The organism is Nocardia sp. KT25-26 (assembly GCF_056627695.1).
In genome coordinates, this window is the sequence record NZ_CM152813.1 from 1,652,529 (window position 1) to 1,678,687 (window position 26,159).

At 68.6% G+C, this 26,159-nt stretch carries 30 protein-coding genes, 1 tRNA gene and 1 other RNA gene; 13 read left to right on the forward strand and 19 right to left on the reverse strand.

Features of this window, described 5'->3' with window-relative positions; genetic code table 11:
- The first annotated feature begins 3 nt into the window (after positions 1-3).
- Positions 4-477, forward strand: a complete 474-nt coding sequence (gene smpB / locus AC1HFH_RS07495) for an SsrA-binding protein SmpB (protein WP_480246698.1) — start codon at positions 4-6, stop codon at positions 475-477.
- On the forward strand, positions 474-1,454 hold the full coding sequence (locus AC1HFH_RS07500; protein ID WP_480246699.1) for an EamA family transporter: 981 nt from the start codon (positions 474-476) through the stop codon (positions 1,452-1,454). The genes smpB and AC1HFH_RS07500 overlap by 4 nt, the downstream gene beginning before the upstream one ends.
- 5 nt (positions 1,455-1,459) lie before the next feature.
- Here the strand turns inward: AC1HFH_RS07500 and AC1HFH_RS07505 are convergent, their stop codons facing one another.
- Complete coding sequence (locus AC1HFH_RS07505; protein ID WP_480246700.1) at positions 1,460-2,761, reverse strand: ABC transporter substrate-binding protein; 1,302 nt, start codon at positions 2,759-2,761, stop codon at positions 1,460-1,462.
- Positions 2,762-2,952: 191 nt separating this feature from the next.
- Positions 2,953-4,251: an ABC transporter substrate-binding protein gene (locus AC1HFH_RS07510; protein ID WP_480246701.1), complete on the reverse strand. Its 1,299-nt coding sequence runs from the start codon at positions 4,249-4,251 to the stop codon at positions 2,953-2,955.
- Positions 4,252-4,514: 263 nt separating this feature from the next.
- Between AC1HFH_RS07510 and ssrA the strand changes: the two genes are divergently transcribed.
- Positions 4,515-4,882: a transfer-messenger RNA gene (ssrA, locus tag AC1HFH_RS07515) on the forward strand.
- A 195-nt stretch (positions 4,883-5,077) separates the two neighbouring features.
- Here ssrA and AC1HFH_RS07520 read toward each other — a convergent pair.
- The 5 genes from AC1HFH_RS07520 to AC1HFH_RS07540 all read right to left on the reverse strand — a co-directional run bounded on the left by AC1HFH_RS07520 (position 5,078) and on the right by AC1HFH_RS07540 (position 7,780).
- The gene (locus tag AC1HFH_RS07520; protein WP_480246702.1) at positions 5,078-5,332 is read right to left on the reverse strand and encodes a hypothetical protein; all 255 of its coding nucleotides are present in this window, start codon (positions 5,330-5,332) and stop codon (positions 5,078-5,080) included.
- A 168-nt stretch (positions 5,333-5,500) separates the two neighbouring features.
- Positions 5,501-6,298: a VOC family protein gene (locus AC1HFH_RS07525; RefSeq protein WP_480246703.1), complete on the reverse strand. Its 798-nt coding sequence runs from the start codon at positions 6,296-6,298 to the stop codon at positions 5,501-5,503.
- 35 nt (positions 6,299-6,333) lie between these two features.
- Complete coding sequence (locus AC1HFH_RS07530) at positions 6,334-6,744, reverse strand: VOC family protein (RefSeq protein WP_480246704.1); 411 nt, start codon at positions 6,742-6,744, stop codon at positions 6,334-6,336.
- 20 nt (positions 6,745-6,764) lie between these two features.
- Positions 6,765-7,199, reverse strand: a complete 435-nt coding sequence (locus AC1HFH_RS07535) for a helix-turn-helix transcriptional regulator (RefSeq protein WP_480246705.1) — start codon at positions 7,197-7,199, stop codon at positions 6,765-6,767.
- Between the two features lie 98 nt (positions 7,200-7,297).
- Positions 7,298-7,780, reverse strand: coding sequence for a hypothetical protein (locus AC1HFH_RS07540; RefSeq protein WP_480246706.1), 483 nt, complete (start codon positions 7,778-7,780; stop codon positions 7,298-7,300).
- A gap of 330 nt (positions 7,781-8,110) precedes the next feature.
- Between AC1HFH_RS07540 and AC1HFH_RS07545 the strand changes: the two genes are divergently transcribed.
- Positions 8,111-8,800, forward strand: coding sequence for a helix-turn-helix domain-containing protein (locus AC1HFH_RS07545; protein ID WP_480246707.1), 690 nt, complete (start codon positions 8,111-8,113; stop codon positions 8,798-8,800).
- A 9-nt stretch (positions 8,801-8,809) separates the two neighbouring features.
- On the opposite strand, the gene AC1HFH_RS07550 is transcribed toward AC1HFH_RS07545, so the two are convergent.
- From AC1HFH_RS07550 to AC1HFH_RS07570, 5 genes are all read right to left on the reverse strand, one after another.
- Complete coding sequence (locus AC1HFH_RS07550) at positions 8,810-9,229, reverse strand: VOC family protein (protein WP_480246708.1); 420 nt, start codon at positions 9,227-9,229, stop codon at positions 8,810-8,812.
- A 137-nt stretch (positions 9,230-9,366) separates the two neighbouring features.
- The gene (locus AC1HFH_RS07555) at positions 9,367-9,828 is read right to left on the reverse strand and encodes a PaaI family thioesterase (protein WP_480246709.1); all 462 of its coding nucleotides are present in this window, start codon (positions 9,826-9,828) and stop codon (positions 9,367-9,369) included.
- A gap of 261 nt (positions 9,829-10,089) precedes the next feature.
- Complete coding sequence (locus tag AC1HFH_RS07560; RefSeq protein WP_480246710.1) at positions 10,090-10,503, reverse strand: arsenate-mycothiol transferase ArsC; 414 nt, start codon at positions 10,501-10,503, stop codon at positions 10,090-10,092.
- 164 nt (positions 10,504-10,667) lie between these two features.
- A complete protein-coding gene (locus AC1HFH_RS07565) occupies positions 10,668-11,993 on the reverse strand; it encodes a D-arabinono-1,4-lactone oxidase (RefSeq protein WP_480246711.1) in 1,326 nt (441 codons plus the stop codon).
- A 65-nt stretch (positions 11,994-12,058) separates the two neighbouring features.
- Entirely contained in the window at positions 12,059-12,733 is a 675-nt protein-coding gene (locus AC1HFH_RS07570) for a TetR/AcrR family transcriptional regulator (protein WP_480246712.1), read from the reverse strand.
- 112 nt (positions 12,734-12,845) lie between these two features.
- Between AC1HFH_RS07570 and AC1HFH_RS07575 the strand changes: the two genes are divergently transcribed.
- The 8 genes from AC1HFH_RS07575 (at position 12,846) to AC1HFH_RS07610 (ending at position 19,743) form a co-directional block, all read left to right on the forward strand.
- Positions 12,846-14,339, forward strand: a complete 1,494-nt coding sequence (locus tag AC1HFH_RS07575) for an MFS transporter (protein WP_480246713.1) — start codon at positions 12,846-12,848, stop codon at positions 14,337-14,339.
- A 304-nt stretch (positions 14,340-14,643) separates the two neighbouring features.
- A complete protein-coding gene (crcB, locus tag AC1HFH_RS07580; RefSeq protein WP_480246714.1) occupies positions 14,644-15,111 on the forward strand; it encodes a fluoride efflux transporter CrcB in 468 nt (155 codons plus the stop codon).
- Complete coding sequence (locus AC1HFH_RS07585; RefSeq protein WP_480246715.1) at positions 15,111-15,458, forward strand: DUF190 domain-containing protein; 348 nt, start codon at positions 15,111-15,113, stop codon at positions 15,456-15,458. Before crcB ends, AC1HFH_RS07585 begins: the two co-directional genes overlap by 1 nt.
- Complete coding sequence (locus tag AC1HFH_RS07590) at positions 15,455-15,817, forward strand: fluoride efflux transporter FluC (RefSeq protein WP_480246716.1); 363 nt, start codon at positions 15,455-15,457, stop codon at positions 15,815-15,817. The genes AC1HFH_RS07585 and AC1HFH_RS07590 overlap by 4 nt, the downstream gene beginning before the upstream one ends.
- A 38-nt stretch (positions 15,818-15,855) precedes the next feature.
- A complete protein-coding gene (pgm, locus tag AC1HFH_RS07595) occupies positions 15,856-17,490 on the forward strand; it encodes a phosphoglucomutase (alpha-D-glucose-1,6-bisphosphate-dependent) (protein WP_480246717.1) in 1,635 nt (544 codons plus the stop codon).
- The gene (locus tag AC1HFH_RS07600) at positions 17,487-18,713 is read left to right on the forward strand and encodes an MFS transporter (protein WP_480246718.1); all 1,227 of its coding nucleotides are present in this window, start codon (positions 17,487-17,489) and stop codon (positions 18,711-18,713) included. Before pgm ends, AC1HFH_RS07600 begins: the two co-directional genes overlap by 4 nt.
- Before the next feature lie 32 nt (positions 18,714-18,745).
- Positions 18,746-19,474 (forward strand): DsbA family protein, encoded by a 729-nt coding sequence (locus AC1HFH_RS07605; RefSeq protein ID WP_480246719.1) that lies wholly within the window; start codon positions 18,746-18,748, stop codon positions 19,472-19,474.
- A 196-nt stretch (positions 19,475-19,670) separates the two neighbouring features.
- Positions 19,671-19,743: transfer RNA gene (locus AC1HFH_RS07610), tRNA-Ala, on the forward strand.
- A 79-nt stretch (positions 19,744-19,822) separates the two neighbouring features.
- On the opposite strand, the gene AC1HFH_RS07615 is transcribed toward AC1HFH_RS07610, so the two are convergent.
- The 6 genes from AC1HFH_RS07615 to AC1HFH_RS07640 form a co-directional block, all read right to left on the reverse strand.
- Complete coding sequence (locus AC1HFH_RS07615) at positions 19,823-20,254, reverse strand: hypothetical protein (protein ID WP_480246720.1); 432 nt, start codon at positions 20,252-20,254, stop codon at positions 19,823-19,825.
- Positions 20,255-20,402: 148 nt separating this feature from the next.
- A complete protein-coding gene (locus AC1HFH_RS07620; protein WP_480246721.1) occupies positions 20,403-20,699 on the reverse strand; it encodes a hypothetical protein in 297 nt (98 codons plus the stop codon).
- 133 nt (positions 20,700-20,832) lie between these two features.
- On the reverse strand, positions 20,833-21,069 hold the full coding sequence (locus AC1HFH_RS07625; protein ID WP_480246722.1) for a FitA-like ribbon-helix-helix domain-containing protein: 237 nt from the start codon (positions 21,067-21,069) through the stop codon (positions 20,833-20,835).
- 2 nt (positions 21,070-21,071) lie between these two features.
- Positions 21,072-22,769: a carbon starvation CstA family protein gene (locus AC1HFH_RS07630; protein WP_480246723.1), complete on the reverse strand. Its 1,698-nt coding sequence runs from the start codon at positions 22,767-22,769 to the stop codon at positions 21,072-21,074.
- 354 nt (positions 22,770-23,123) lie between these two features.
- Entirely contained in the window at positions 23,124-23,699 is a 576-nt protein-coding gene (locus AC1HFH_RS07635; RefSeq protein ID WP_480246724.1) for a TerD family protein, read from the reverse strand.
- Between the two features lie 236 nt (positions 23,700-23,935).
- Entirely contained in the window at positions 23,936-24,562 is a 627-nt protein-coding gene (locus tag AC1HFH_RS07640) for an MspA family porin (protein ID WP_480246725.1), read from the reverse strand.
- A 668-nt stretch (positions 24,563-25,230) separates the two neighbouring features.
- Here AC1HFH_RS07640 and AC1HFH_RS07645 point away from each other — a divergent pair.
- Positions 25,231-25,821, forward strand: coding sequence for a VldE C-terminal domain-containing protein (locus AC1HFH_RS07645; protein WP_480246726.1), 591 nt, complete (start codon positions 25,231-25,233; stop codon positions 25,819-25,821).
- 6 nt (positions 25,822-25,827) lie between these two features.
- Here the strand turns inward: AC1HFH_RS07645 and AC1HFH_RS07650 are convergent, their stop codons facing one another.
- Positions 25,828-26,070, reverse strand: coding sequence for a hypothetical protein (locus AC1HFH_RS07650; RefSeq protein ID WP_480246727.1), 243 nt, complete (start codon positions 26,068-26,070; stop codon positions 25,828-25,830).
- Positions 26,071-26,159: the final 89 nt, after the last annotated feature.

The following is a 26,159-nucleotide window of genomic DNA, read 5'->3' on the forward strand; positions in this document are numbered from 1 at the left end:
GGCATGAAGGAAAAGGGGCGCAAGGTCATCGCGACCAACCGCCGGGCGCGGCACAACTACACCATCCTCGAGACGTTCGAGGCGGGTATCGCGCTGGTCGGTACCGAGGTCAAGAGCCTGCGCGACGGCAAGGCCTCCCTGGTCGACGCCTTCGCGACGGTGGACAACGGCGAGGTGTGGCTGCGCGGGCTGCACATCCCGGAGTTCAGCCACGGCACCTGGACCAACCACTCCCCGCGCCGGGTGCGCAAGCTGCTGCTGCACCGTCGCGAGATCGAACGCCTGGTCGGCAAATCGCGTGAGGGCAACCAGACGCTGGTGCCGCTGTCGATGTACTTCTCCGACGGCAAGGTGAAGGTCGAACTGGCGCTGGCCAAGGGCAAACAGGACTACGACAAGCGTCAGGACATCGCGCGCCGTACCGCCGAGCGTGAGGTCACCCGCGAGCTGGGGCGGCGGATCAAAGGCATGCGGTGATTCCGGTACTGCTGGCGCTCGTCGCGGCGGCAGGATACGGAGTCAGCGACTTCTTCGGTGGCGTCGCCGCGCGCCGGGTGAGCGCGTTGCGGGTGGTGGTCGTCGCCTACCCGTTCTCGGTACTGCTGGTGCTGCTGGTCGCCCCGCTGATCGGGGGACAGCCGGACCCGGCGGCGATGGCCTGGGGGCTGGCCGCCGGCGTGGCCAGCGGACTCGCGGTGTGGTGGTTCTACGCTGCGCTCGCCGACGGCCCGATGTCGGTGGTGTCACCGGTGACCGCGGTGCTGGTGGCCGGGATCCCGGTGCTGCTCGGTGTATTCGCCGGCGAACGGCCGACAATGCTCGCCCTGCTCGGGATCGGCCTGGCCCTGGTGGCGGTGGCCTTGGTCAGCCGCGAGACACCGCCGCCGAGCGGATCGGCGGCACCCAGTCCGGGATCCGGCGCGGTGGTACAGAGCCAGAGATGCGGGGTAGTGGTGTCCGGTCCGGGATCCGGTGCGGTGGTGCCCGGCCCGGGGACCGGTTCGGTCGCGGTGGCCGACCCGGTCGCACCGGTCCGCCGGTTCTCCCGCTCGGTCGCCCTGCTGACCATCGGTTCCGGGGTGGCCTTCGGGCTCACTTTCTGTTTCCTGCACCAGGCCGGTACCTCCGCCGGTGTCTGGCCACTGCTCGGACAGCGGGTCGCGGCGACGGTGGTGCTGTGGCTGTGCGCGGTGCCCGCCGGACAGTTCCGCGGGCTGCGGGGTACGCCGTTGCGGCTGGCGCTGGCCGTCGGCGCGCTGGATGTGCTCGCCAATGCCGCCATGCTGTACGCCTTCGACGGCTCCATGCTGTCGGTGGTGAGCGTGCTCGGCTCGCTCTATCCGGCGGCCACCGTGCTGCTGGCCATGGTGCTCCTGCGCGAGCGGGTCAACGGCGCCCAGCAGGCCGGCCTCGCCGCCGCACTGGTGGCGGTGGCCCTGATCGCTGCGGGCTGACGCGGTCAGGCACCGGAACAGGGCTCGTTCGAGGTGAATCGATCGATCGTGGTGCCGTGATATCCGCCCTGCACCGTGCGGGCGCCCAAAGGTGCATTCGGGTCCGGAGCGCGCACCACCGCCCACTGCCGGTCCGGATCCGGCCCGGCCGGGCCGAACGGGGAGATCGCGACCATGTCCTCGCTGTCGACGGTGAGGTTCTCCAGCACCGCGCGCAGTCCCGGCCGGGTCGGTGCACCGGTGGTCGCGGCCGCCGTCAGCAGCGCCTTCATCGGATAGGACACCGCCCAGCCGAGGTTGTAGCCGTAGTTGTCCGGCAGCCCGTCGATGGCCGTGCGGGCGCGGACCGCACCCTGCGAGATGCCGTCCCACGGATCCACCGGCGTGGTGTAGTTGTAGCGCTCGGCCAGCACCGATGCGGCCGGAGTCTGCAGCAGCGCCGAATTCCACGTCGGCACCGACCCGAGGAACCGGCCCTGATAGCCGCCGGCCACCGCGCCGGCGACGATTTCGGCCGCCTCGCTCGGTCCGGTGGCCAGCAGCACCACATCGGGTGCGGCGGCCAGGATCTCCCGCACCGGTTCGTCCTGACTACCGACCACCGCATTCGGGCCGGTGCTCGGCCGGGCGCTGATCACGGCGTCGTTGAGCAGTGCCCACTGCAGTGCGCCGGCCGCATAGTCACCGCCGTAGTCGCCCCGGAACGCGACCACCGCGATGCGCTGCGGGTGGAAGTGGTTCTCGGCGAACCAGTCCAGGGCCATCATGGCCTCGGTGCAGTACGAGTAGCCGACGTTGAGCAGCAGGTTGTGATCGGTGTCGCGGTATCCCCAGCCCGACCACTGGGTGCCCGATACGGCGACCATGTCGTCGGCGTCCATCTCGGCGAGCAGGGCCGCGGTCTGCGGGGTCCCCAGGCTCATGCCCAGCGCCAGCACCTGCGGTTCGATATCGCGGTATTCGGTGCGATGCCGCCGGGGATCGGAGGCGGTGTTGCGGGTGTAGGTGGTCACGTCGATGTCGTAGCCGGCGATGCCGCCCGACCGGTTCACCGTCCGCCAGAACGATCGGACGCCGTCCACCATCGACGCACCCAGCGCGGCGAACGGGCCGTCCGCGATATCGGCCAGCACCCCCAGATAGATGCAGCCGTTGTCCGGATTCGAACTGTCCGGGCAGGGATCGGCGGAGACCCCGGGCGCCGGCTCGGTGCCCGCCCCGGCGCTGCAGGCGGAGGCCAGCAGGGCCGTCACGAGTAGTGGGATCGCCGCGAACCGGGCCGACCCGCGACGGTGGGTTGCTGCCATGGTGTTGCTCCTCGCTCCGGCCAGCGAGCGGTCGTGCTGGTGATGTTCCGGCCGCGCGGGACGTTACTCGCAGGTTCGCAGTGTCGGAGGAATTTCGCGGTAGCCCCGGGCAATCCGGGCAGAAAGTTTGTCGTGCCGGCCGACGGTGCCGAGATTCGCTGTGCGGTCGCACAGTTGACAGCGGGCCGGCATCAGATCCGGGTGCACGGCTCACGCAGGTTCAGCCCGGCCAGGGTGGTTCCGCGATAGTCGTCCCGGATCGTGCGGGCGCCCAGCGGGGCATCCGGGTCCGGGGCGCTGATCACCGTCCACTGCGCGGCGAGGTCCGGTTCCGCCGGGCCGTACGGCGGAATCGCCACCATGCCTTCACCATCCGCCGTCAGGCCGTTCAGCACCGCACGCAGGCCGGGCCGGGTCAGTTCGCCGGTGGCTGCGGCCTCGGTCAGGAGGGACCGCATCGGATAGCTGATCGCCCAGCCCAGGTTGTAGCCGAAATTGTCCGGGGGAGTGCTGCGCGCCGCCCGGGCATGTTCGGCGCCTTCGGAGTCGCCGGTCCAGGAGTCGGCCGGCGTGGTGTAGTTGTACAGCTCGGTGAGCATGTCGGCGGCGGGGCTCTGCAGCAGTGCCTCGTTCCAGGTAGGTAGTGAACCCAGGAACCGGCCCTGATACCCGGAGGCGACCAGCTTCGCGACGATTTCGGCGTTCTCGACGGGGCCGGTGGCCAGCATCACCAGATCCGGGTCGGCGGCCAGCAGGTCCCGGACCGGGCCGTCCTGATTGCCGACGACCGCGTTGGGGCCGGTGTCCACCCGGGCCGCGATCGAGGTCTCGTTGGCCAGCGCCCATTTCAGCACCCCGGCGGCGTAGTCGCCGCCGTAGTTGCCCCGGTAGGCAACGACCCCGATGCGCTGTGGGGCGTAATGGTTCTCGGTGAACCAGTCCAGGCTCATGACGGCTTCCGTGCAGTAGGAATAGCCGACATCGAGCATCAGGTTCCGGTCCGCATCCCGGTAGCCCCATCCCGACCACTGGGTGCCGGCCGTGCTCACCATGTCGTCGGCGTCCATCCGGTTGAACAGCGCCACCGTCTGCGCGGTACCCAGGCTCATCGCCAGCGCCAGCACATGCGGTTCGATATCGAGATATTCGCTGCGGTGCCGGCGCGGGTCGTAGGCGGTATTGCGGGCGTAGGTGGTGATGTCGACGTCGTAGCCGCCGATGCCGCCAGCCTCGTTCACCGCATTCCAGAACGCCACCTGGCCTTCGTGCATCGCGGTGCCGAGCGGGGTGAACGGGCCGTCGGCCAGATCGGACAGCACACCCAGGTAGATGCAGCCCCGGTCCTGATGCGGCGAGTTCGGGCAGGGGGTGCTGCTGACCCCGGGGCCGACCTCTTCGGCCGGGTCCGAGGTGCAGGCCGCGGTCACCAGGCCGACCGCGAACAGGACCGCCGCGCACCGGATCGATGCGCGCCGAAGGGTGAATGCCATGAAGTTGCTCCTAGGTCCGGCGGCGAGCGGGTCACGCGAAATCTGCTCGGGCCGTACCGGAACACTACAAGCAGTGACCGGGGTTACGGAAGAAGATCACCAGGTATCGGGCATGTGCGGCGGCGCTGCCTGCACCGCCGGCACCGCAACGGAAGAGGTCGCTGGACGGTCGCGTCGTTGACACCGGGACATGTCCGGAAACGGGAATGAATCGCTGCCCGGTAGGTGTTAATATGACAAGCCCGCAGAGTGCGGGTGCGTACGGGGCTGAACGGTTTCGACTGCGTACGTCGAGTCAGGAGAAGCGTGTCGGTGCAGGCAGGAGACCACCGTAAGCGTCGCTGTAACCAATTAAGCGCCGATTCTCATCAGCGCGAGTACGCTCTCGCCGCCTGAGCGAAGCGTCTCTGTCGGCCCGGGATATGCCCTCGGTCCCGGTGCCGGCATCAGCTAGAGGGCTAACCGTCCGCCTCGGTCGCGGAGTCGGGCGGGACAACAAACAGCGACTGGGATCGTCATCTCGGCTTGTTCGCGTGACCGAGAGATCCGAGCAGAGACACAGCGGACTGCACACGGAGAAGTCCTGGTGACACGGCGGAGGACCCGGGTTCGATTCCCGGCAGCTCCACTCGATGGACGGCGAGTGCTCGTGAAGAGCACTCGCCGTTTCTCGTTCCGCGTGTCTTGCGGGGGTGCAACCCCCCACGCCTGCCCGGCAGGCTCCGCCCCCGGACCCCACCTCCGGGTCCCTGTCCGTGGTCGTTTCTGCCCCGGACCGTGCCCACTGTTGCGGGTGAGTTCTCACCGTTCAAGGGTCTGCACGGCTTCACCCGGCGCACAGCGCGTGGTCGATCAGCGCGCCCGCCACCCGTTCCGCGACGGCGAACTGCTCCCCGTCCGCGGCGACGACGCGGGCCTGTACACCGCTGATGCCGATCGCGCGGATCGCCTCGACGTCCTGACGCAGCCGTTGCACCTGCGACGACTCCGCCGGTCGTGCGCAGGAAGTGATCCCACCACAGCCGAGCAGTGCCGCGACGCCGAGCACTATCACGCGGCGCCATCGCGAAAACGAAGCCATGAACGAAAGGTGCGTCTACACCGCAGGATTCGGGTCCGGCGAATCCCCGGCCCCGCAGTGGGGGACCTCCCCGATACCCATCGATCCACCTGAGTCCCGCACGCCCCGGCATTGCTCTGTGGCCGTGTCCGTCACCCGGCTTCCGTCACGCAATTCGCGACAGCCGGTTCAGCCGGCCACGGAAACGGTCCATCGGTAGCCGTCCGGGTCGGTGAAGTGTCCGGCGTAGCCGTCTCGGTCGGTACGGGTGGGTGCGGTGACGGGGGCGCCGGCCTTTTCGGCAGCGGCGAGCAAAGCATCGACATCGTGCTCGGAAGCAGCGAGATGGGTGAGCACGAGCGAGGGAGTGTCACCGCGCCGGTCGGCGATACCGGCGTCCTTGGCGAGGGCTTTGCGGGGCAGCAGGCCGAGCCGGCAGTCACCGTTGGCGATGGTGAAATCGACGAATTTGTCGCCGTAGTCGTGGTCGCTGCGCATGCCCAGCGCCTCGTAGAACACCTTGGTGGTCTTCGGTGCGCTCACACCGAGGAAGATCGCCGTCTCGGTCGGTTTCGGCGGCCCGGAGACGGTGCGGGTGTCCTTTCGCGAGGCAGCCGACACCTTCCAGACCGCCCCGTCCGGTGCGCGATAGACGGCGCTGAAATCGCCGAAGAACTGCTTCTTCGGCGGCTTGATCAGCTTCGCCCCGTGGCCGATGGCGGTTTCGACGAGGGCTCGGACTTCGCTGGGCTGATCGACGATGGCGGCCAGCAGGAAACCGGGGAAGGCCGGGGTTCCCGGGTCGCCGGCAGTATCGGTGCCGGCCGCCTCGATCGGGCGGACCGCGAGCTTCCCGGTGCCGAACAGGTCCACGGGCGAGGTATCGCCGCTCTCGGCCGAGACAGTCGAGAAGGCGGATGTGTAGAAAGCGTGTGCGACTTCCACTCGGGGTACGCCGAGGGTGATCAGGTCGACAGTGAGGGCCATCGGAGGACTCCTTTCGCTCGGGCGGGCCGGTTCGTTCAGGTCAGCTGGTTGATCCGGATGAGGTTCCCGGCGGGATCGCGGAAGGCGCAGTCGCGCACCCCGTAGTCCTGGTCGGTGGGTTCTTGGACCACGTCGGCGCCGGCGGCCTGGACGCGGTCGAACAGCCCGTCCAGGTCGTCGCTGGCCAGCGTGACGGCGGTGTAGACGCCCTTGGCGATGAGCTCCAGGATGGTGCGCCGCTCCGCATCGGTGATGCCCGGGTCGACAGCCGGTGGATGCAGCACGATGGACGTTGCGGGCTGGTCGACCGGGCCGACCGTGATCCACCGCATGTCCTCGTAGCCGACATCCTTGCGGACTTCGAAGCCCAGGATGTCGCGGTAGAAGTTCAGTGCGGCCTCGGGGTCGGTGTGCGGAAGGAAGGCGTAGTTGATGATCAGCGTCATGTCGGCCACGCTAGCCAGGGCTATCGGTCGCGCGCTTCTCGATTCTTGATCGGTCTGGTCACCTGCTTGGCCAGACACGGCGGAATCCCCGCTGCGGCTCGCGAGTGATCGCGGCGATAGACGCTCGGCGGCACACCCACCAGTTCGGTGAACTTCGTACTGAACGTGCCGAGTGAGGAGGAGCCCACGGCGTAACACACCTCGGTGACGCTGAGGTCGCCGCGGCGCAGCAGGGTCATCGCCCGTTCGATCCGCCGGGTCATCAGATATTGATACGGCGGTTCACCGTAGACCCGGCGGAATTCGCGACACAGGTGCCCCACCGACATGTGTGCCCCACGGGCCAGTTCCGTGACATTCAGCGGGCTCGCGTACTCACGATCGATCCGGTCGCGGACGCGGCGGATCATGACGATGTCGCGTAACCGTTGCGCCTCCGAACGCTCAGAGCCCATGCCGGTCATCCTCGCAGGCCGGTCCGAGCCGGGTCGGCAGGCTCGCCACCGGACGCTGCAGGCCGGTGCCGGGGCAGGAGCGGGAGTATCGGTCCGGGCTACGGCCGGGTCGGTCCGGGCCGTGGTTCGCCGCGGGTGATCCGGGTGTAGGCGAGCTCGAGATCGCGTTCCCAGACGGCGGCGTCGGCGGAGTACTCCCAGGTTCCGTGCATGGTGGTGCCGGTCTCGTCCAGGGTTGCGGTGAAACGTTGCGAGAAGCCCGGTGCATACCGCCAGATCCGCCAGGTGCTGTTGCCGAAGGCACTGCGGTACACCCGGGAAACGCCCCTCGAGTCGTGGTACAGGACGGTGAGCAGGGGATCGGTGTCGTCGCCGCCGAAGAGCCAGGTGCCGCTCGGGGCCGGTTCGGGCGCGGTATCCCGGGCCAATAGGTACGCGCCGTCCACAGCCCACTCGAACACACTGTGGCCAGGTGGCCCGGGGAAGTCGGGACTGGTGACCTGCCATTCTCCGATGAGTACCGCCAGCCCGGCGAGCGTGGCTTCGGCGGTTGCGGGTGCACTGCCGTCGGCACTGGTCATGGGTTGCCTCCCTTGCCCGATGGTCGGCCGCTGCGCTCGGGACTGCCGGGGCGGCCCGTGATTCCGGGAACTGCAGATCGGCGCGTCGGCGGTCGAGTGTGGCCTGACCTATTGTCCACCCGAGTTCGGGTCCCGGATCCGGAATCGACGAGGTGGGGCGCCGGCCGGCGGCGGTGGTCGAGCGTATGCCGGGGCCCGGTACGGATCCGGCACGGGCGCGGCAAGATGGAGTTGCCCGATATCGGCCGGCGGTGGTCGATATCGAACAACGGGACGCGAGGAGGAAGGTCCGATGGCGTTCGGTCCAGCCCACCTGCCGGGGCCGCGGCCGTGACCGGCTACCGGGAGCGTCCGGCGCGGTATCCGGGTGCCGTGCTGTGGTCCTACACCTCGACCGGCGAACCGGCGACGGTGCTCCCGGACGGTTGTATGGACCTGGTGTGGGTCGGTGACGGCCTGGTCATGGCCGGGCCCGATACCCACGCATTCGCCGCGACGACCGAACCGGGAACCCGGATCGCCGGGATCCGGTTCCCGCCCGGTGCGGCTCCGGCACTGTTCGGCGTGGCAGCGATCGAGCTGCGGAACACCCGCGTCGATCTCGGTGGCCTGTTCGGCGACCGAGTAGGCCGCATCTGGACCGATCGGGTCGGTGACGCGGCCGACCGGTGCGGTGCGCTGGAACAGATCGCGCTGGCCTGCGCCGCCGATGCCGACCGGCCCGATCCGCTGATCCGGCAGTTGGTCCGTGATGCCGCGGCCGGCCGATCGGTGGCCGCCACTGCCGCCGAGACCGGGATCGGCGTCCGGGCACTGCACCGGCGCTCGCTGATCGCCTTCGGATACGGCCCGAAGACCCTGGCCCGGATCCTGCGTCTGCAGCATGCCTTGGTACTGGCCGCGACGGGGCGTCCGGCGGCGGAGATCGCGGTGACCGCCGGTTACGCCGACCAGCCGCACCTCGCCAGGGAGGCGCGGGCGCTGACCGGCATGCCGTTCGGGAAAGTGCTCCGCCGCTGAGCCGGCGGGCTATGCGCTCCCGGCGGCCACGGCACCCTCCGGCAGCGGAGCGTACAGATCCACCCCATTGCCGTCCGGATCGGCGATCACCGCATAGCGCTGGCCCCAGAAGGCATCCCACGGTTCCCGCTCACCCCGGTACCCCTCGGCGACCAGGTCGCGGTAGATCCGGTCCACCTCCTCCGGGTCGGCGCAGCGGAAGGCGATCTTCACCCGGCCCGGCCCGACCGGCGGCTGCCAGTCGGGTTCGAAGGAAGCGAGGGCGGCCTCCGGATCGAGGGCGAGCCGAACACCACCGCCCAGCTCCGCCTCGGCATGCGGCGCGGTGTCGGCGCCGTCGGGAAAACGCAGGCCGAGCCGCTGATAGAAGCGGACCGCCGCAGCCATATCGGCGACGACGATTTCGATCACGTCGAGAGTCGGTGTCATACCGTCACAGCAGGGAGCGGATGGCCACGCAGTCTTGAACGAATCGGACAGTTCCGCCATGCCTGCAGCACCGGGACGCCCGAATCCGAGACGTTCCGAAATATCGGCAGGCTGGTGGAAGCCGGTATCGCCGCGACTCAGCGGCCGAAGGATCGCAGCTGGTAGATACCGCGAGTGCTGGCCACCGTCTCCTCGTCCGAGTCGGTGACGACCGCCGACAGTTCGAAGTCGGCCTTACCGACGGCGGCGGCCTCTGCGGCAACCCGGATGATCTCCGCCTCGGCCAGTTCGGCCGTGGCGCGGAGATCGCTGCGGGCCATCCGGCGGAAGGTGATCTCGAACGATTTCACCAGCGGGTAGAAGGCCGTCGTATCGAAGGTGCCGTAGGTGATCGCGCCACCCAGCACCTCGGCGACGGTGAACTGGACACCGGCGTAGACGGCGCCGAAATGGTTGCCGTTCCCTTCCTGCGGGACGGTGGCGACGGCCCGGCCGTATGCCACTTCGACGGCCCGCACACCCATCCGGGCCGCCGCCGGAACGGTTTCGGCCAGAGCAGCGTTCACGGCGGCAACAAGGTCGGGGTAGTCCTGCGGCACGATGCTTCCTCTCTCCGCACGTGCGGACCTACCCACAGGGAAAGCGGGCGGCCCACCCGGGCCGATTCGACGCTACCGGCACCGGTCTACGGGCGTGGCTCGATTCCGCAGATCCCCGTGTTCGACGCCCGCACCACGGTCGATCCGAAGCACCTTGCATCGATCTGCGCGGTCGTGCACCGCCGGTGATGCACGACCGCACAGATCGATGCAAGGTGGCGGGACGCGCCGGCGTTGCGGTGGGGCCTGAGGTCCGCCGGGTCAGCGGGTCGGCACCGGTACCAGTTCGGCGATGAGGTTCTCCACCAGGATCCGCAGGTGGTCGCGATGCGCGCGGGTCAGGTCGGGGGAGGGTTCGGTCGGTTCCGGCACCACCCAGTCGCGGTAGGTGATGCCCGGGAAGTACGGGCAGATCTCGCCGCCGCCGAGGGTGACCACCATATCGGCCACCCCGACGGCGTCGTCGGTCAGCGCGGTGGGGGTCGCGCCGGAGATATCGATGCCGACTTCGGCCATTGCCGTCACTGCGGCCGGATCGACGGCCGCGGCCGGTTCCGGACCTGCTGTGCGGGCGGTGATCCGGCCCTCGGCCAGCGCGGCCAGGAAGCCGGCGGCCATCTGTGATCCGCCTGCGTCGTGCGGGCTGACGAACAACACCCGGGGTGTGTGGGCCATGGGCGCCCTTTCGGTGGAACGGCAGAATCTCGACAACGACCCGGCAACGGGATGAAGTATGTTGCCGCGCACCGGGTATCGCCACCCCATCTTGACATCACCGGCCGGGATCGTGCGGCCCGAGCCGGGATACCGGCTATCCGGTTGTCCGTGGTTGTCCGCGATCAGGCGGTATCGGACGCCCGCTGTGGTGCGGCGGCTCCGAGCACTCTGGTCACATAGTCGTTCGCGAACACCCCGTCCGGGTCGAACCGTCGCCGCACCTCCTGGAACCGGTCCCATTCGGGGTAGCGGCCGCGCAGCGTGTCCGCGGTCTGGAAGTGGCGCTTGCCCCAATGCGGCCGGCCGCCGTAGTGGTCGAAGACGGCCTCGCAGGCCCGGAAATACGGTTCCCACGCCATGCCCCGGTACTGGTGCACGGCGATGTAGCAGGTGTCCCGGCCGCCGGCGGGGGAGAGAAAGGCGTCGTCACCGGCGACCCAGCGCACCTCGATCGGCATCGGTGTGTCGAAACGCCGCGTGATCTCGGCGATCTCGGCGACCGCCGCGGCGGCATGCGCCCGCGGGATCGCGTACTCCATCTCGGTGAACCGGATCAGTCGCGGGCTGGCGAATACGCGGTACGACCGGTCCACGCCCTGCCGGTGACTGCCGGCGCGGGCCGCGGCGCGATGCACCCAGGGGATGGCGGCCGGGGTGCGCCGGCCGACCCGGCACATGGTGTCGAAGGCGTGGTTCGACAGCAGCACGTCGTCGAGCCAGGCCGAGATCCGGCCGCGGGGTTCCTCGGGCGCCGAGGTCCGGTTGTTGGCCTTGGTCATGGCCACACCGCTGTGGGCGAAGAGGAAGAACTCGAAATGGTCGTTGCCGTCGACATGGTGGTCCAGGTCGCCGAGCACCTCGTCGAGCGGGATCGGGCATTCCACGCTCCGCAGCACGAACGAGGGGACCAGTTGGAGAGTGACGACAGTCACGATGCCGAGCGCTCCTAGGCTCACCCGCGCGGCCCGCCAGGCGTCCGGATCGGTCTCGGCGTTCACCTCGACGCGGCTGCCGTCGGCCCGCATGAGTTCGATCGAGTGCAGCGCGGCGGAGATGTTCGGCAGTGCGGCGCCGGTGCCGTGGGTGCCGGTGGCCGTCGCCCCGGCAACGGTCTGGACGTCGATATCGCCCAGGTTCGGGAAGGCCAGGCCGTGCGGGTGCAGGGCGGCGCTGGCGTCGTGCAGCGTGATACCGGCCTCCACCCGGACCAGCCCCCGCTCGCTGTCGACGTCGAGTACGCGGTTCAGCCGCCGCAGGTCGACCAGGGCGCCGTCGGTGAGGACGGCATCGGTGAACGAGTGGCCGGCCCCGACGACCCGGACGGTGTGCCCGGCCGCGGCGGCCCGGGTCACGGTGGCGGCGAGGTCGTCGAGGTGCTGTGGTGCGGTATGGCCGGCGGGTGTGCAGGCCTGATCGCCGGCCCAGTTCACCCAATCGCTCTTGGTCATGTGTCCAACATTAGGCGAAGCACTGTGACGGGCGCTACTGGCATCCGGTTTTTGCTATCTCGGGTTCAGCGCCGCCGGCCCATGCAGGTGGCCTCTTTGGCGTGCTCCACCTCGTCGTCGGTGAGCGGGGGTACGGCCAGTGGGACGCGCGGTGTGGTGTCGCTGCGGATGCCGTTGAGGGCAATCGCCATGTATCGGCGCCATACCTCGGTGTTCACCGGGTGGGCGAATTCGGCCAGGGCGTCGACCATGTGGATCAGGGCGAAGAAATCGACCATGGTGACGTCGGGGGCGAGCGCGCCGGCGTCGATCGCACGTTGTACGACCGCATCGACGGCGGGCCGCAGCCGGTCGCGGAGTTCGACGAAGCGGGCCGGATCGCCCTCCAGCTCCAGCAGGACATCGCTGAAGCCGCGATTTGTGGCCAGGTGACGGCAGGCGTATTCGAACAGTCCGACGAGACCCGACCATGGGTCCGGGTGTTCGAGGCTGCGTTCGGCAGCCTCGGTGAACTCGCAGAGGTGCTGCTCGAAGACCTCGGTGATGAGCTCACGCTTGTTCGAGAAGCGGCGGTACACCGTGCCGACGCCGACGCCCGCGCGTTCGGCGACGTCGTCGAGGGTGATCTCCAGTCCGTGAGCTGCGAAGAGTTCCTGGGCGGCGGCGACGATCCGTTGCTGATTGCGTACCGCGTCGGCGCGGAGGCGGCGGGGCGGAGCGCTGGTCGTGGCCTGATTCACAGCAACATCCTACCAATTCGGGGATTATCCGGAGGACATTCCTCCGTTAATGTGGGGGACGAGACAAGTGGAGGAACGTCCTCCGATTCTTCGACCGGACCCGAGGGGACAAATGACTTCGATCATCGAAAAGGCGGCGGACCCCGCCGCCGACTCCGGGCGGCGCGGATCGCACGCCCTGCGCTGGTGGGTCCTCGCGGTCCTCGGGATCGCCCAGCTGATGGTGGTGCTCGACGCGACCATCGTGAATATCGCGCTACCCGCCGCCCAGCAGGATCTCGGCTTCGGCGATGCCGATCGGCAGTGGGTGATCACCGGCTATGCCCTGGCCTTCGGCAGCCTGCTGCTGCTCGGCGGCCGGCTCAGCGATATGTTCGGCCGGCGCAACACCTTCGTCGTCGGTCTGGTCGGTTTCGCCGTGGCCTCGGCCGTCGGCGGGGCCGCCGCCAGCTTCGAGATGCTGGTCGCCGCCCGAGTCGGTCAGGGTGTGTTCGGCGCGCTGCTGGCCCCCGCCGCGCTGTCGCTGCTGACCGTCACGTTCACCGAACCGGGTGAGCGGGCCAAGGCATTCGGCATCTTCGGCGCCGTCGCCGGGACCGGCGGTGCGATCGGCCTGCTACTCGGCGGCGTGCTGACCGAATGGGCGTCGTGGCGCTGGGCGATGTATGTGAACCTGATCTTCGCCGCTGTCGCCCTCGTCGGGGCGCTGGCACTGCTGGCCAAGCACAACGTCGCTGCCCGGCCGAAACTCGACCTGCCCGGTACCGCGGTGGTCACCGCCGGTCTGTTCGCCATCGTGTACGGCTTCTCGCACGCCGAATCCGACGGCTGGGGCAACAGTGCGACCCTCGCATTCCTGTTCGGCGGCGTGGCCCTGCTGGCCGTGTTCGTCTGGTTGGAGAGCCGGGTCGCGAACCCACTGCTGCCTCTGCGAATCCTGTCCGATCGGACCCGGTCCGGCGCCTACCTGACCGTGTTCGTCATGGGCATCGGCATGTTCGCGATCTTCCTGTTCCTCACCTACTACATGCAGCTGACGCTCGGCTACTCGCCGATCACGACCGGTGTCGCCTTCCTGCCGATGGTGGCCGGCATGATCGCCTCCTCGACCACGACGCCCTCGATGCTGCTGCCGCGGTTCGGTCCCAAGGTCGTGATCAGCGGCGGCTTCCTGATCGCAGCCGCCGGGATGGCCTCGCTGACCCGGATCGGCCTGGACACCGGCTACGCCACGCACATCCTGCCCGGCCTGGTGATCCTCGGCCTCGGTCTCGGCGGTGCGATGGCCACCGCGTTCCAGAGCGCCACCGCCGCGGTACAGCACGAGGACGCCGGAGTGGCCTCGGCGATGGTCAACACCAGCCAGCAGGTCGGCGGATCCATCGGCACGGCACTGCTGAGCACCATCGCCGCCTCGGCGATGACCGACTATGTGGCCGGCCACGCCCCGGGGCCGCTGACCATGGCCGAGGCCGCGATCTCCAGCTACACCACCAGTTTCTGGTGGGCGACGGCCATCTTCGTCACCGGCGCGGTGATCATCGCGGCAATGATGCCGAACAAGGTGCCTGCGTCCGCCGAAGGTGAGCCGGTGCTGGCGCACTGACCATCCGCACGGCATCACCGGCCGGGACCGATCGGTCCCGGCCGGTTCGTCGGTGCCCGCTTCGCTGCCGCCTTCGGCCTGCCGGGGTCAGGCTGTGTCGGATGGCTCGACCGCCGAGGGTTCGGGACGTCGGCAGGCCCTCCGCTGCCGCCTCCGGCCCGCCGGGATCAGGCTGTATTGGAGGGCCTGACCCCCGAGTGCCTCCGTGGTCACGCTTCGCTGCCGCCTCCGGCCCGCCGGGATCAGGCTGTGGCCGGCCGATAGCATGGGGCCGGTGACAGTCGGCTCGGCAGGAGGACGCCGGATGGCATCGCGGACCGGCCGCTCGGCGGTGGAACCGGCGGTTGTCGCCGCGGTCTCGGTCGGTGGCGGGCTGGGTGCGCTGGCCCGGTACGGTCTCGCGCTGGCCTGGCCGCATTCGCCCGGCGGGTTGCCCTGGGCGACCTTTGTGGCGAACGTCGCCGGGTGCTTCGCAATCGGCATCCTGATGGTGGTCGTCACCGAGGTCTGGGTCGCCCCGCGGTTGGTGCGGCCGTTCCTGGGCGTGGGGGTGCTGGGTGGGTTCACCACCTTCTCCACGTATAGCCTGGAAGTTCGTGCGCTTTTCGAGCAGGGCGCCGGGACGACGGCCCTCGCCTATCTGGCCGGGACGATGGCGGCGGCGCTCGCGGCAGTGTTGTTCGGGACTACCCTGGCACGTTGGACGAGCGGCCTGCGGGGCCGCGAGTCGCGGCGGCGGCGACGCAAGCGACCACAGAAGGGGGTCACGTGATGACGGCAGGCCACTGGCGACCCGCGGCCCGGCTGACGGCCATGCTCGACGCCGAGGAACGGATCGGCCACACCCCGCGCTATCACGAGATCGTGCGCCGCGCCCGGGATGCCGGACTGGCCGGTGCCAGCGTCTGGCGCGGTGTCGAGGGCTACGGTGCCTCCTCCCGGATCCACACCACCCGGCTGCTCGACCTCGCCGAACATCTGCCGATGCTGGTGATGATCGTCGACGACGAGGCCCGGCTGCAGGAATTCGTCGCGGAGTCCGGGGAACTGTTCGACGGGGTGACGGTGACGCTGTCGCCCGTGCGGACCTGGGTACCGGACGTGGAGGTCGCGCAATGACAGTGCTGGCGGTCGTGGCCGGTGGCATGCTCGGTGGCCCGGCCAGATATCTCGTGGACCGTGCCGTGTCGGCGCGGTTCGACTCCGTCCTGCCGTTGGGCACGCTCACCGTCAACATCGTCGGTTCCGCCGTGCTCGGTGGACTGATCGGGGCCGGTACCGGTAGCTGGCTGCTGGCCGGTGCGGGAGCCGGCTTCTGCGGCGCGTTCACCACGTTCAGCACGTTCGGCTACGAGACGCTCCGCCTGGTGACCGACGGTGCCTACGCGTATGCGGCGGCCAATATCGTGCTGAGCCTGGCGACCAGCCTCGCTGCCGTCTACGCAGCGGCCTCGCTCGCCCAGTGGTTGTGCGCATGATCCTGATGACGAGCATCTCCCGGAAGGGGAACGCGACCATGGCACACGAGCGTGCCGGGCGGCCCGCCCGCGCGACCGATCTCGAGGACATCGCCCACCTGGTGACCGCCTACTACCGGCTCACCCCCGATCCCGAGGACCGGACGCAGCGGGTGGCGTTCGGCACCTCGGGGCACCGCGGCTCCAGCCTCGATGCGACGTTCAACGAAGCGCACATCCTCGCGATCACCCAGGCGATCGTCGAATACCGGGCCACCCGCGGCATCACCGGGCCGGTGTATCTCGCCCGCGACACCCACGCGCTGTCCGAACCGGCCTGGACCACTGCACTGGAGGTGCTGGCCGGTAACGGCATCGTCGCGATGATCGACGCCCGGGACGGCTACACCCCGACCCCGGCGCTCAGTCACGCTGTGCTGCGGCACAACCGGGACGCCGGCCGCCCGCAGGCCGACGGTATCGTCGTCACCCCCTCGCACAATCCGCCCCGCGACGGCGGCATCAAATACAATCCGCCGCACGGCGGCCCGGCCGACACCGGCGCCACCGACGCGATCGCCTCCCGGGCGAACGAACTGCTCGCCGGCGGCCTCGCCGGGGTGAAGCGGATCCCGTTGCGCCGGGCCCTGGACACCGCCGTCGAACGCTACGACTATCTGGATCACTACGTCGGCGACCTGCCCAGTGTGCTCAACCTGGATGCCATCCGCGGCGCGGGAATTCGCCTGGGTGCCGACCCGATGGGCGGCGCCAGCGTCGACTACTGGGAGGAGATCGGGCAGCGCTACGACCTCGACCTCGAGGTGGTGAACCCGTTCGTCGACCCGACCTGGCGGTTCATGACCCTGGACAGCGACGGCCGGATCCGGATGGATCCGTCCTCACCGCACGCGATGACCCCGCTGGTCGGCATCAAGGACGACTACGACATCTCCACCGGCAACGACGCCGACGCCGACCGGCACGGCATCGTCACCCCCGACGGTGGTCTGATGAACCCCAACCACTTCCTCGCCGTCGCCATCGAATACCTGGTGGCCAACCGGATGTGGTGGGACGCGCTGACCAAGATCGGCAAGACCGTGGTCACCTCGTCGATGATCGACCGGGTGGTGAGCGTGCTCGGTCGGCACGTGTTCGAGGTGCCGGTCGGGTTCAAATGGTTCGTCCCCGGATTGTTCAGCGGCAGCCTCGCTTTCGGCGGTGAAGAGAGCGCGGGCGCCTCCTTCCTGCGGATGGACGGCACCGTGTGGACCACCGACAAGGACGGCATCCTGATGGCTCTGCTGGCCGCCGAGATCGCGGCGGTCACCGGCCAGACCCCGACCGCGCGCTATATCGAGCTGGAACGCCGGTACGGCAGCCCCGCCTACGCCCGCATCGATGCCGCCGCCACCGCGCAGCAGAAGTCCCGGCTGGCCCGGATCGGTCCCGAGGCGATCACCGGCACCGAGGTGGCCGGAGAACCGATCACCGGAATCCTCACCAAGGCCAACGGCAACGGCGCCGCGCTCGGCGGGCTCAAGGTGACCACCGAGAACGCCTGGTTCGCCGCCCGCCCGTCCGGCACCGAGGACAAGTACAAGATCTACGCCGAGTCGTTCCACGGCGCCGAACACCTGACCCGGGTGCAGGCGGCCGCGGAGGAGATGGTGAACAAGGCCCTGGAGTGAAGAGGCAGGAAAAACTACCCGCCGAGATCGGGGTCCTGATCGCCGGCGCGTTCGTCATCGCGCTCGGCTTCGGCATCGTCTCACCGGTACTGCCGCAGTTCGCGCGCAGCTTCGGCGTCGGCATGGCCGCGGCCTCCGCGATCGTCAGCGCCTTCGCGCTGATGCGGCTGGTGTTCGCCCCGGCCAGTGGCCGTCTGGTGCAGGTCCTGGGGGAGCGGTGGGTGTATCTCACCGGGATTCTGGTGGTTGCGGTGTCCACCGGTGCCAGCGCGTTCGCGCAGACGTTCTGGCAGCTGCTGGTCCTGCGGTCGGCCGGTGGGATCGGCTCGACCATGTTCACCGTATCGTCGATGGCGCTGGTCATTCGGCTGGCGCCGCCCGCCCAGCGCGGCCGGGTATCCGGTTTGTACTCGTCCAGCTTCCTGATCGGCTCCCTCGGCGGGCCGTTGCTCGGTGGCGCCCTCGCCGGTCTCGGGCTGCGCGCGCCCTTCCTCATCTACGCCGCCGCGCTGCTGGTGGTGTGTGGGATCGTCTATTTCGGGCTCCGGAATTCCGAGCTCGCCGCACCGGCCGACCAGTCCGACCTGCCCGCCCTGACCTTCCGGCAGGGGCTGGCCGAACCCGTCTACCGCGCGGTGCTGCTGACCAACTTCGCCAACGGCGCCGCGGCCTTCGGTGTCCGGATGGCGCTGGTGCCGTTGCTCGTCGTCGAAGCCCTCGGCCAGGAACCGGGCATGGCCGGGGTGGCATTGACCGCCTACGCCGCCGGTAACGCGGCAGTGCTCTATCTCGCCGGGCGGCTGTCGGACCGGTACGGGCGCAAGCCGTTCCTGGTGTTCGGCACCCTGGTCTGTGCGCTGGGCACCGCCGCGCTCGGGATCGCGCCGAACCTGCCACTGCTGTTGGTGGCCTCCTTCGTCGCCGGGCTCGGATCGGGCATGTTCATGCCGTCCGAACAGGCCGCCGTCGCCGACGTGATCGGCTCCCGGGCCCGGGGCGGTCCGGTCCTGGCCGGATTCCAGATGGCTTCCGACCTGGGCGCGGTCATCGGCCCGATCGCCGTCGGCTGGATCGCCGAACACGTGTCCTTCGGCGTCGGCCTGGGCCTGACCGGAGCGCTGCTCGGCTTCGCCGCCGTCGTCTGGATCGTCACCCCCGAACCGTCGCGGTTGCGGCACACCACCTCCGAACCGGTGCCGACCGGCTCCGGCGGGGGCTCGTAGCCTGCGGCGACCGCATCGGGCAGAGTGGATACGTGAACAGCAGCCCGAAGTACACGCCGCGCCCGATGTCGAACACGACCACCTACGCCCTCGGTGGGCTGGCCCTCGTCATCGTCGCGCTGATCGTCTTCGCCGCATTCCGCTGGGGAGCCGACGAGCCGGCCGTTCGCAACGACGGCTACGGCCCCGCACACGACCCGGCCGTGCAGGTGTCGGTATCCGACGGAGTCGTCCGGCTGGGCCGCGAGGACGCCGGCACCACCCTGGACATCTACGAGGATCCGTTGTGCCCGGCCTGCGGATCCCTGGAACGCCTGTACGGCCAGGAGATCGCCCAGCAACTCGACGAGGGCGCCCTCGCCGTCCGGTACCACATGCTGGCTTTCCTGGACGAGCGCTCCGGCAGCGGCGACTACTCCACCCGGGCCGTCGCCGCCCTCTACTGCGTCGCCGATACCGGTTCCGGACCCGGCTACGCCGCCTTCCACGATGCGCTGTTCACCGAACGGCAGCCCGCCGAAGACGGCGACGACCTCGGCAACGACGGGCTCGCCGCCCTCGCCGAAGAAACCGGCAACGCCGACGCCACCGCCTGCATCACCGAAGGCGACCAGCAGGCAGCCGCCGCCCGGGACACCGCCGCCAACCTCGACGACCTCGACCGCCGGCTGGAAGGCCGCGCCGCCACCCCCTCGGTATTCGACGGCGACACCCGCATCGATGTGAACGACGAGAACTGGGTGGTGAACGCCGTCTCCTGATGCCGCTGATGCGGCTGAGGTGAGGTTCGGCACATTCTAGACCCCACCCCGGCCGCATGCCCAGGGCAACACCCGCGCCGACACCTCCCCGAAACCCGGGTTTCTGCCCGATGACCAGCGGATTTGGAAACGGTCAGAAGCATGGTGTAACTTCATTCAGGCAGTCGGCGAGAGCGGGCAGCAAGCAAGTGAATACGGGGCTATGGCGCAGCTGGTAGCGCACCACACTGGCAGTGTGGGGGTCAGGGGTTCGAGTCCCCTTAGCTCCACTCAGTTATTCCGAAGAAGGACCGGTTTCCAGCCGGTCCTTTTCTGTATCCGGGGCCCTGTGCCCGGCCCTGGCCGTCGCTACCCGGAGATGCTCGGCAGTGGGCAGCCGAAGCTGCCGGTGGCGGGGGTTGCGGCAACCTGGACGGTCAGCGGGGTCAGCCACTGGTCGTCGTCGTAGAAGGCGGTGAGTACGTGCTCACCGGTGGTCTCGGGGGTCCACGACACCCTGGCGGGTTCGGGGATCAGGCCGGCGCCGGTGTTGTCGGTGGCGAACGCGACGCCGTTGTCGAGGAAGGTGACCGGGACGTCCTTGTGTGAACTGCTGGCGCCGCCGAGCAGGTCCCCGCTGGTGAGCGTGTAACTGCAGCCGACCTTGGGGTTGGACTCGTCGGGCATGGTCACGGCGGGGTAGGCCGCTGCTGCCTGTGGGGCGGTCAGGAGCAGGGTTGCGCCGAAGCCGGCAGCTGCGGCCATGCCGAGCCGGCCGCCGCGTGTTCGGGGTGTTGTCATGATGATCCTTTCACTGGGGCGGGATGCCCTGCAGGAAAGTGAAATTAACACAAGTCAGATCGATTCCAGGGTGTTTCGGTCCCGCAAACGAGCCCTCCCCCCGGCTCACGGGTTTGTGGTCCCGCTGACCCGAATCTGCTGTGCCGGCTCATGGGTCGAATCGGAACGATTCGAGAACCCTGGGATCGCCGGTGGGTGCATGGGTGAGGCTCCAGGTGGCGAAATCCGCACGCCGGAAGCGCGACTCGGCCGGGACCAGGCGGATCTGGGTGACCTCCGGGTCCATCCACCAGACGAGGAAGTCCGTGACGGTTCCCTCGGCGGGCCAGCTGTCGGCGTCGTGGGGAAGCAGCAGGACGTCGACGAACCCACCGATGGGGAGGCCGAGATCTATGAAGATGCCGATCGTGCCCGGCCGCAGGATTCGAGCGACGGTACCGGTCAATCGCTGTCCCAGGACGAGGCCGGCGCGCACCCGATCCCAGACGGGCCAGACTTCTGGGTCGGCGCGTCGACCACCTCGGAAGTAGGAAGGATACCGTTTTGTCTCGTCACGCTCGCCCGGCATGATGTTGAGCTTATCGGCGAGACCGCTGCTTCGTCGGTCGCCGATGGTCCCCCGGCCCGTACGCCCCGCCGGAGGTTGTGAGGCGTGCCGGCAGGGCTGCCCCGGACAAGGGGTTCGGGGCGCCGGGTGCATCGTCTTCATCCGCGGCACGGCTCGATGTGTCGCGAACTTCGGCTTCCATAGAACGGCCTTGACGTGTGGCACGCCGCTGGATGGTGGCTTCGACGTGGGGGTCGAGGTTGCGCACGCTCAGCCGGCCTCGTCGGCCCGGATCAGATCGGCATCCTCGGGTTCCGGTGGTTCGGAGTAGGCGCGGCGCATGGCCAGGACTGCTTCGAAAGCGACCCAGAGGGCGGCGACGACGATGATGATGTCGAGGACGAGCAGCAACCAGTCTCTCGCGTCGTATAGGTCGCCGAGCTGGATCAGGGCGGCCCAGAAGGACATCGTGAAGACCAGTACGAGGGGGATGAGGGCGGGTAGGGGGTTGCGGCCCTTGCGGAGCAGGATCACCGCGACGATCAACAGGGTCAGCGAGGCCAGCAGTTGGTTGGTGGTGCCGAACAGTGGCCAGATGCGCATGCCGCCGGCGCCGCCGGCGCCCTGGCTGAAGGTCAGGCCGAGGGCGACGGCGAGCACGATCGCGGTGGCGAGACCCTTGCCGATGCCGAAACCGAGTAGGCCACCGGCCTCCTGGACCACGAAGCGCTGCAACCGGACTCCGGTATCCATGGTGGTGGCGGCGAACAGTACCGCCATCGTGGCCAGGACCGTGGCGCTCAGTGACGCCGGCAGTCCGAGCCCGGCGCCCACGATCGTCGCCCCGCCCTCCACGAAAGCGCTGACCCCGCCCTGGCCGTAGGCGGTGTAGACCGCCTCCCAGTCCGCCACCGTGCGGAACCCGGCAGTGGCGGCGATGATCGCGCCCAGCGCCAGCAGCCCTTCGCCGACCGCGCCGAAGTAGCCGACGAAACGAGCATCGGGTTCGGCGTCCAGCTGCTTGGACGAGGTTCCGGAGGACACCATGCCGTGGAATCCGGAGATGGCGCCGCAGGCGATCGTCACGAACAGCATCGGCACCAGGCTTGGGGTGCCCTCGGGCAGGGCGGTGTTGTATGCCGGTGCGACGATTTTCGGGGCGCTCACCAGGACGGCGCCGTACAGGATGCCGAGACCGATGAAGAGTTGCACGCCGTTGATGTAGTCGCGGGGCTGCAGCAGCACCCACACCGGCAGCATCGACGCGATTCCGGCGTAGGCGAACAGCGCGACGATCCAGAACGTCGCGGGGGACATTCCGAGGACCGAGTCCGGCAGCTCGACCGGGTAACGGTCGCCGAGCAGGATCAACCCGTACAGGGCGGTGACCCCGAGAACGGTGGTGACCGCGAGGTTGATCCGCCACCGGTAGATCATCTGCCCGATGATCAGTGCGACCACGATCGCGCCCCATGCCGGGATCACCGCGCTCGGCGTGCTGATCAGCAGATTCTTGATGACCACGGCGAACGCCGCGATCACCATCAGCAGCAGCAGGAAGATCACGACCAGGAACAGGTTGCGACCCCGGGTACCGATATAGCGGCCCGACAGCGTGCCCATCGATTGACCCCGGTTGCGTGCCGAGGCCCACAGGGAGCCGAGATCGTGCATACCGGCGAAGAACACCGTGCCCAGCGTGACCCAGAGGAAGGCCGGCAACCAGCCCCAGATCACTGCGATCGCCGGACCGACGATCGGTGCCGCCCCCGCCACCGACGTGAAGTGGTGCCCCCACAGCACGTACTTGTTGGTGGGCACGTAGTCGACACCGTCGTGCAGTTCGTGTCCGGGAGTGACATAGGCCGGGTCGAGCCGGTAGGTCCGCATCGCGAGGAACTTCGAATAGACCAGGTAGCCTGCCGCGAATATCGCGAGGCCGATCACCAGCAACAGCAGGGAGTTCATCTCGAAATCCTTCCACCGACCTGCCAGGCGCCGGTGACGGCACGGGCGCCGCGCTCCGGATCGGCGCCGCTGTCCGCCGGCCCGGTTCCTGATTCGTCACCAGAGAATAGCGACCGGTGCTCTGCCGAGCCGGACATTCGGGTGCAAAGCCCCGACCGGTTCCGGCGCGGTGGAGCGGGCGGCGGGCCGACCACGGCCGGTCGCTGCGTCGATATCCGGGCTCGACAAAGTCGATCTCGGCCGGACCGACGGCCCGGCTCGGTTCCGGCCGTTCGGGCTTCGGTCAGTGCCCGGTGCCGACCTCCGCAACGACGATGGTGACGTTGTCGGGGCCGCTGTGGTGCAAGACTCGGTTCAGACGTTCACGCCGTAGTCGCGGGCGATGCCTGCCAGCCCGGACGCGTATCCCTGGCCGATGGCGCGGAACTTCCATTCGGCGCCGTTGCGGTAGAGCTCGCCGAACACCATGGCGGTTTCGGTGGAGGCGTCCTCGGTCAGGTCGTACCGGGCGAGTTCGGTGCCCGTCGACCGGTCCACCACCCGGATGAACGCATTGCGCACCTGCCCGAACGACTGCTGGCGGCTCTCGGCGTCATGGATCGAGACCGGGAAGAAGATGTTGGTGACCGTGGCTGGAGTATTGGCCAGGTCGACATTGATCACCTCGTCGTCGCCTTCACCTTCGCCGGTGAGATTGTCGCCCGTGTGTTCGATGGTGCCCTCCGGCGACCGGAGGTTGTTGTAGAACACGAAATGCCCATCCGAGAGCACCTTCTGGTCCGGGCCGGTCGCCAACGCGCTGGCATCGAGATCGAAATCGACACCCGTGGTGGCCCGCACATCCCAGCCCAGGCCGACCGAGACCGCGGTCAGATTCGGGGCCTGCTTCGACAGCGACACATTGCCGCCCTTGGCCAGCGATACGCCCATGGGGTTTCCTTCCTCGGATTCCGGTAGTGGTTGTCGGATACCGCGCAGTGGCCGGATCGACCGACGGCACGGGCCTCATCCGAGGTTAACGGGCCCGGCTTCCCGGCGGTGGGAACGTCGCCCGCACGCGTCGAGGCGACCGTCGGCGTAGTGTTCGCCGCGTGCATCGACTGTGCCCGGAATGGAATCGGGGCCCATCGCGAATGCGATGGGCCCCGATTGCGGCTGCTATGGAATCAGAGAGTCCACGGCTGGCCGTAGGTGCTCACCGAGTCACCGTTGGCGCTGGTGACGGTGACGTAGGGGCGGATGTTGGTCGGGCCGACCACACCGGTGACGGTGCCGTGGAAGCCGTGCATCTTGATGAAGCCGTCCTCGCCGCTGATCTCGCCGCAGGCCGCCTCGACTTCCTCGATGCCCGGACCGAAGCCGACCTCCATCTCGACGCCGGCCTGCGGGAGCAGGTCGCCGACGGTGGCGTTGTCGGTCTCGATCTCCAGCGAGGGGGTGGACCAGCTGAAGGTCAGCTTGCCGTCGAAGCTGGCGGGGTAGCCGACCTGGTAGCCGATGCAGATCTCGCCTTCCCAGTCCTCGGCGCCGTCGCCCGAGATCTGCCACGCGGCGGTGCCGTCGTGGAACCACTCACGGGTCAGCGGGTTGCCGTCGAGCGGCGGCACGAACTGGATCGAGGTGTCCTTCTGGATGGCCTCGACGGTCAGGCCGTCCCGATCGACGATGTTGGCGGTGCTGTCGATGGTTTCGGCGTTCGCGGTGGCGGTTCCGCCGATCACACCGAGCGCCAGCGCAGCGGCGACCGCTGCCTTGCCGACGACGCCACGACCACGACGAGTGGTGTCCTTCACAGTAAATCTCCTCATCAGGTTTTTCCCATGTCCAGCCGAAGGTTCAGCAGCAGCGTTCCGGAGAAAGCCGGAGTTCGGCGCCCGGTCGCCTCCTGCTCGAGGCGTCGAACGCCGTGACGCTCTTTGGTTCTCGCTTCTGGAACTGATCTTGCTGGGACCCGATCAGCGTGGGGTGGGGGACTGAACGGTGTGGAGAGATTCAGTTACCGGTGGGTGAACGGGACTGGAATGTTCCAAGGTCGATATCGGGCTTTCGTGATCCGCTCCGGAGTGGCGGGGTATCGCGGCGGTGATCGCCCTGCGTATCGATGTCCTCGCCGCAGAAGTCGGGACATGGTCGGCCTGTCGGCGGGCGGGGATGCAACTCGGGCGGCGGATCCGATTCCGGGTGTCCGGCAGATCCGTGGCGTTGCCTCCGGATGGCCCGGACGGAGTGATTGCGGGGTTCGGCAATCGAAATGCGTTGCACGGAAATGTATCCGGTGTCACTATGGCGCGCCCGGGGTATCAGCATCCCGTGCCGCCGGTTGGGATGTGGTGGCGGCGGGAAAGAAACCGGCGTGTCGAGGTGACATTTCCGAGATCATTTCGTAATGTATCGGTGACCTGTTCTCAACTGATATCCGGTGGCCGACATAATGCCTGGTCAACATCGAAAGCGCACCCCGGTGTGGAAGCGTGTCGCGCTCGTGGTGTGCGGTATCGCCGTCGCCGTGGCGGCCGTGCTGTGGACTGCGGTCCGGGCCAGCCCGGCTGCCGAGTCGGTTGCGGTCGATGCATCGACCTCGGTGACTGTGGAGGCCGAATCCACCGCCGAACCCGAATCGGCGCCGCCGATCGCTCCGGCGCTACCGGCCGAAATAGAGGCGATGTCGACGATGTCGGCGATGAAAGCCCTGATTCCCTGTTCCACCGAACTCGACGGCGCGCAACCGCATGTGGCACAGGTCGGGAACCTGCTCGCGAAAACCTTCGGAATCGGGGATATCGGTGGCGCGGTCGGCCGGCATTCCGGTGACCACGGTGCCGGCCTGGCCCTCGATCTCATGACTCCCGACGCCGCGCGTGGCGATGCGATCGCCGATTTCGTACTGGCGAACAAGGAACGCTTCGGGGTGACGTATGTGATCTGGCAACAGCGCTACAACGACGGAAACGGGTGGTCGTATATGGAGGACCGGGGTAGTCCGACCGCCAATCACTACGACCACGTGCACATTTCCTTCGCGGCAGGCGCGGCGGTGCAGGTGTCCTGCTGACCGGCCTCAGTGGCGCACGATATGCAGGGGTCCGGGCATCGGCGCCGGGCGGTCTTCCGGTGCTCGGGCCGGATGACCGTCGGGTACGTCGATTCCGTGCCGGATCCGGGACGAGGCGTCGACGGCGGCCGTGACGCGGCGTGCGAAATCGAGGAATGCCATGGTGAGTCGGTGGGCTCGGGTCGGGAAGCGTCCTCGGCGGGAGTGAATTGTGTCGGTGGCCGGGAGGTTCAGCATCACTACGGACATGTCTTCAGGGTTGCAGTGGCCTTCACCGGTGGAAAGTGGCAGAATCGACACGAACTGATTGGATTTTGCCACCATGTCGCAGCGCAGAA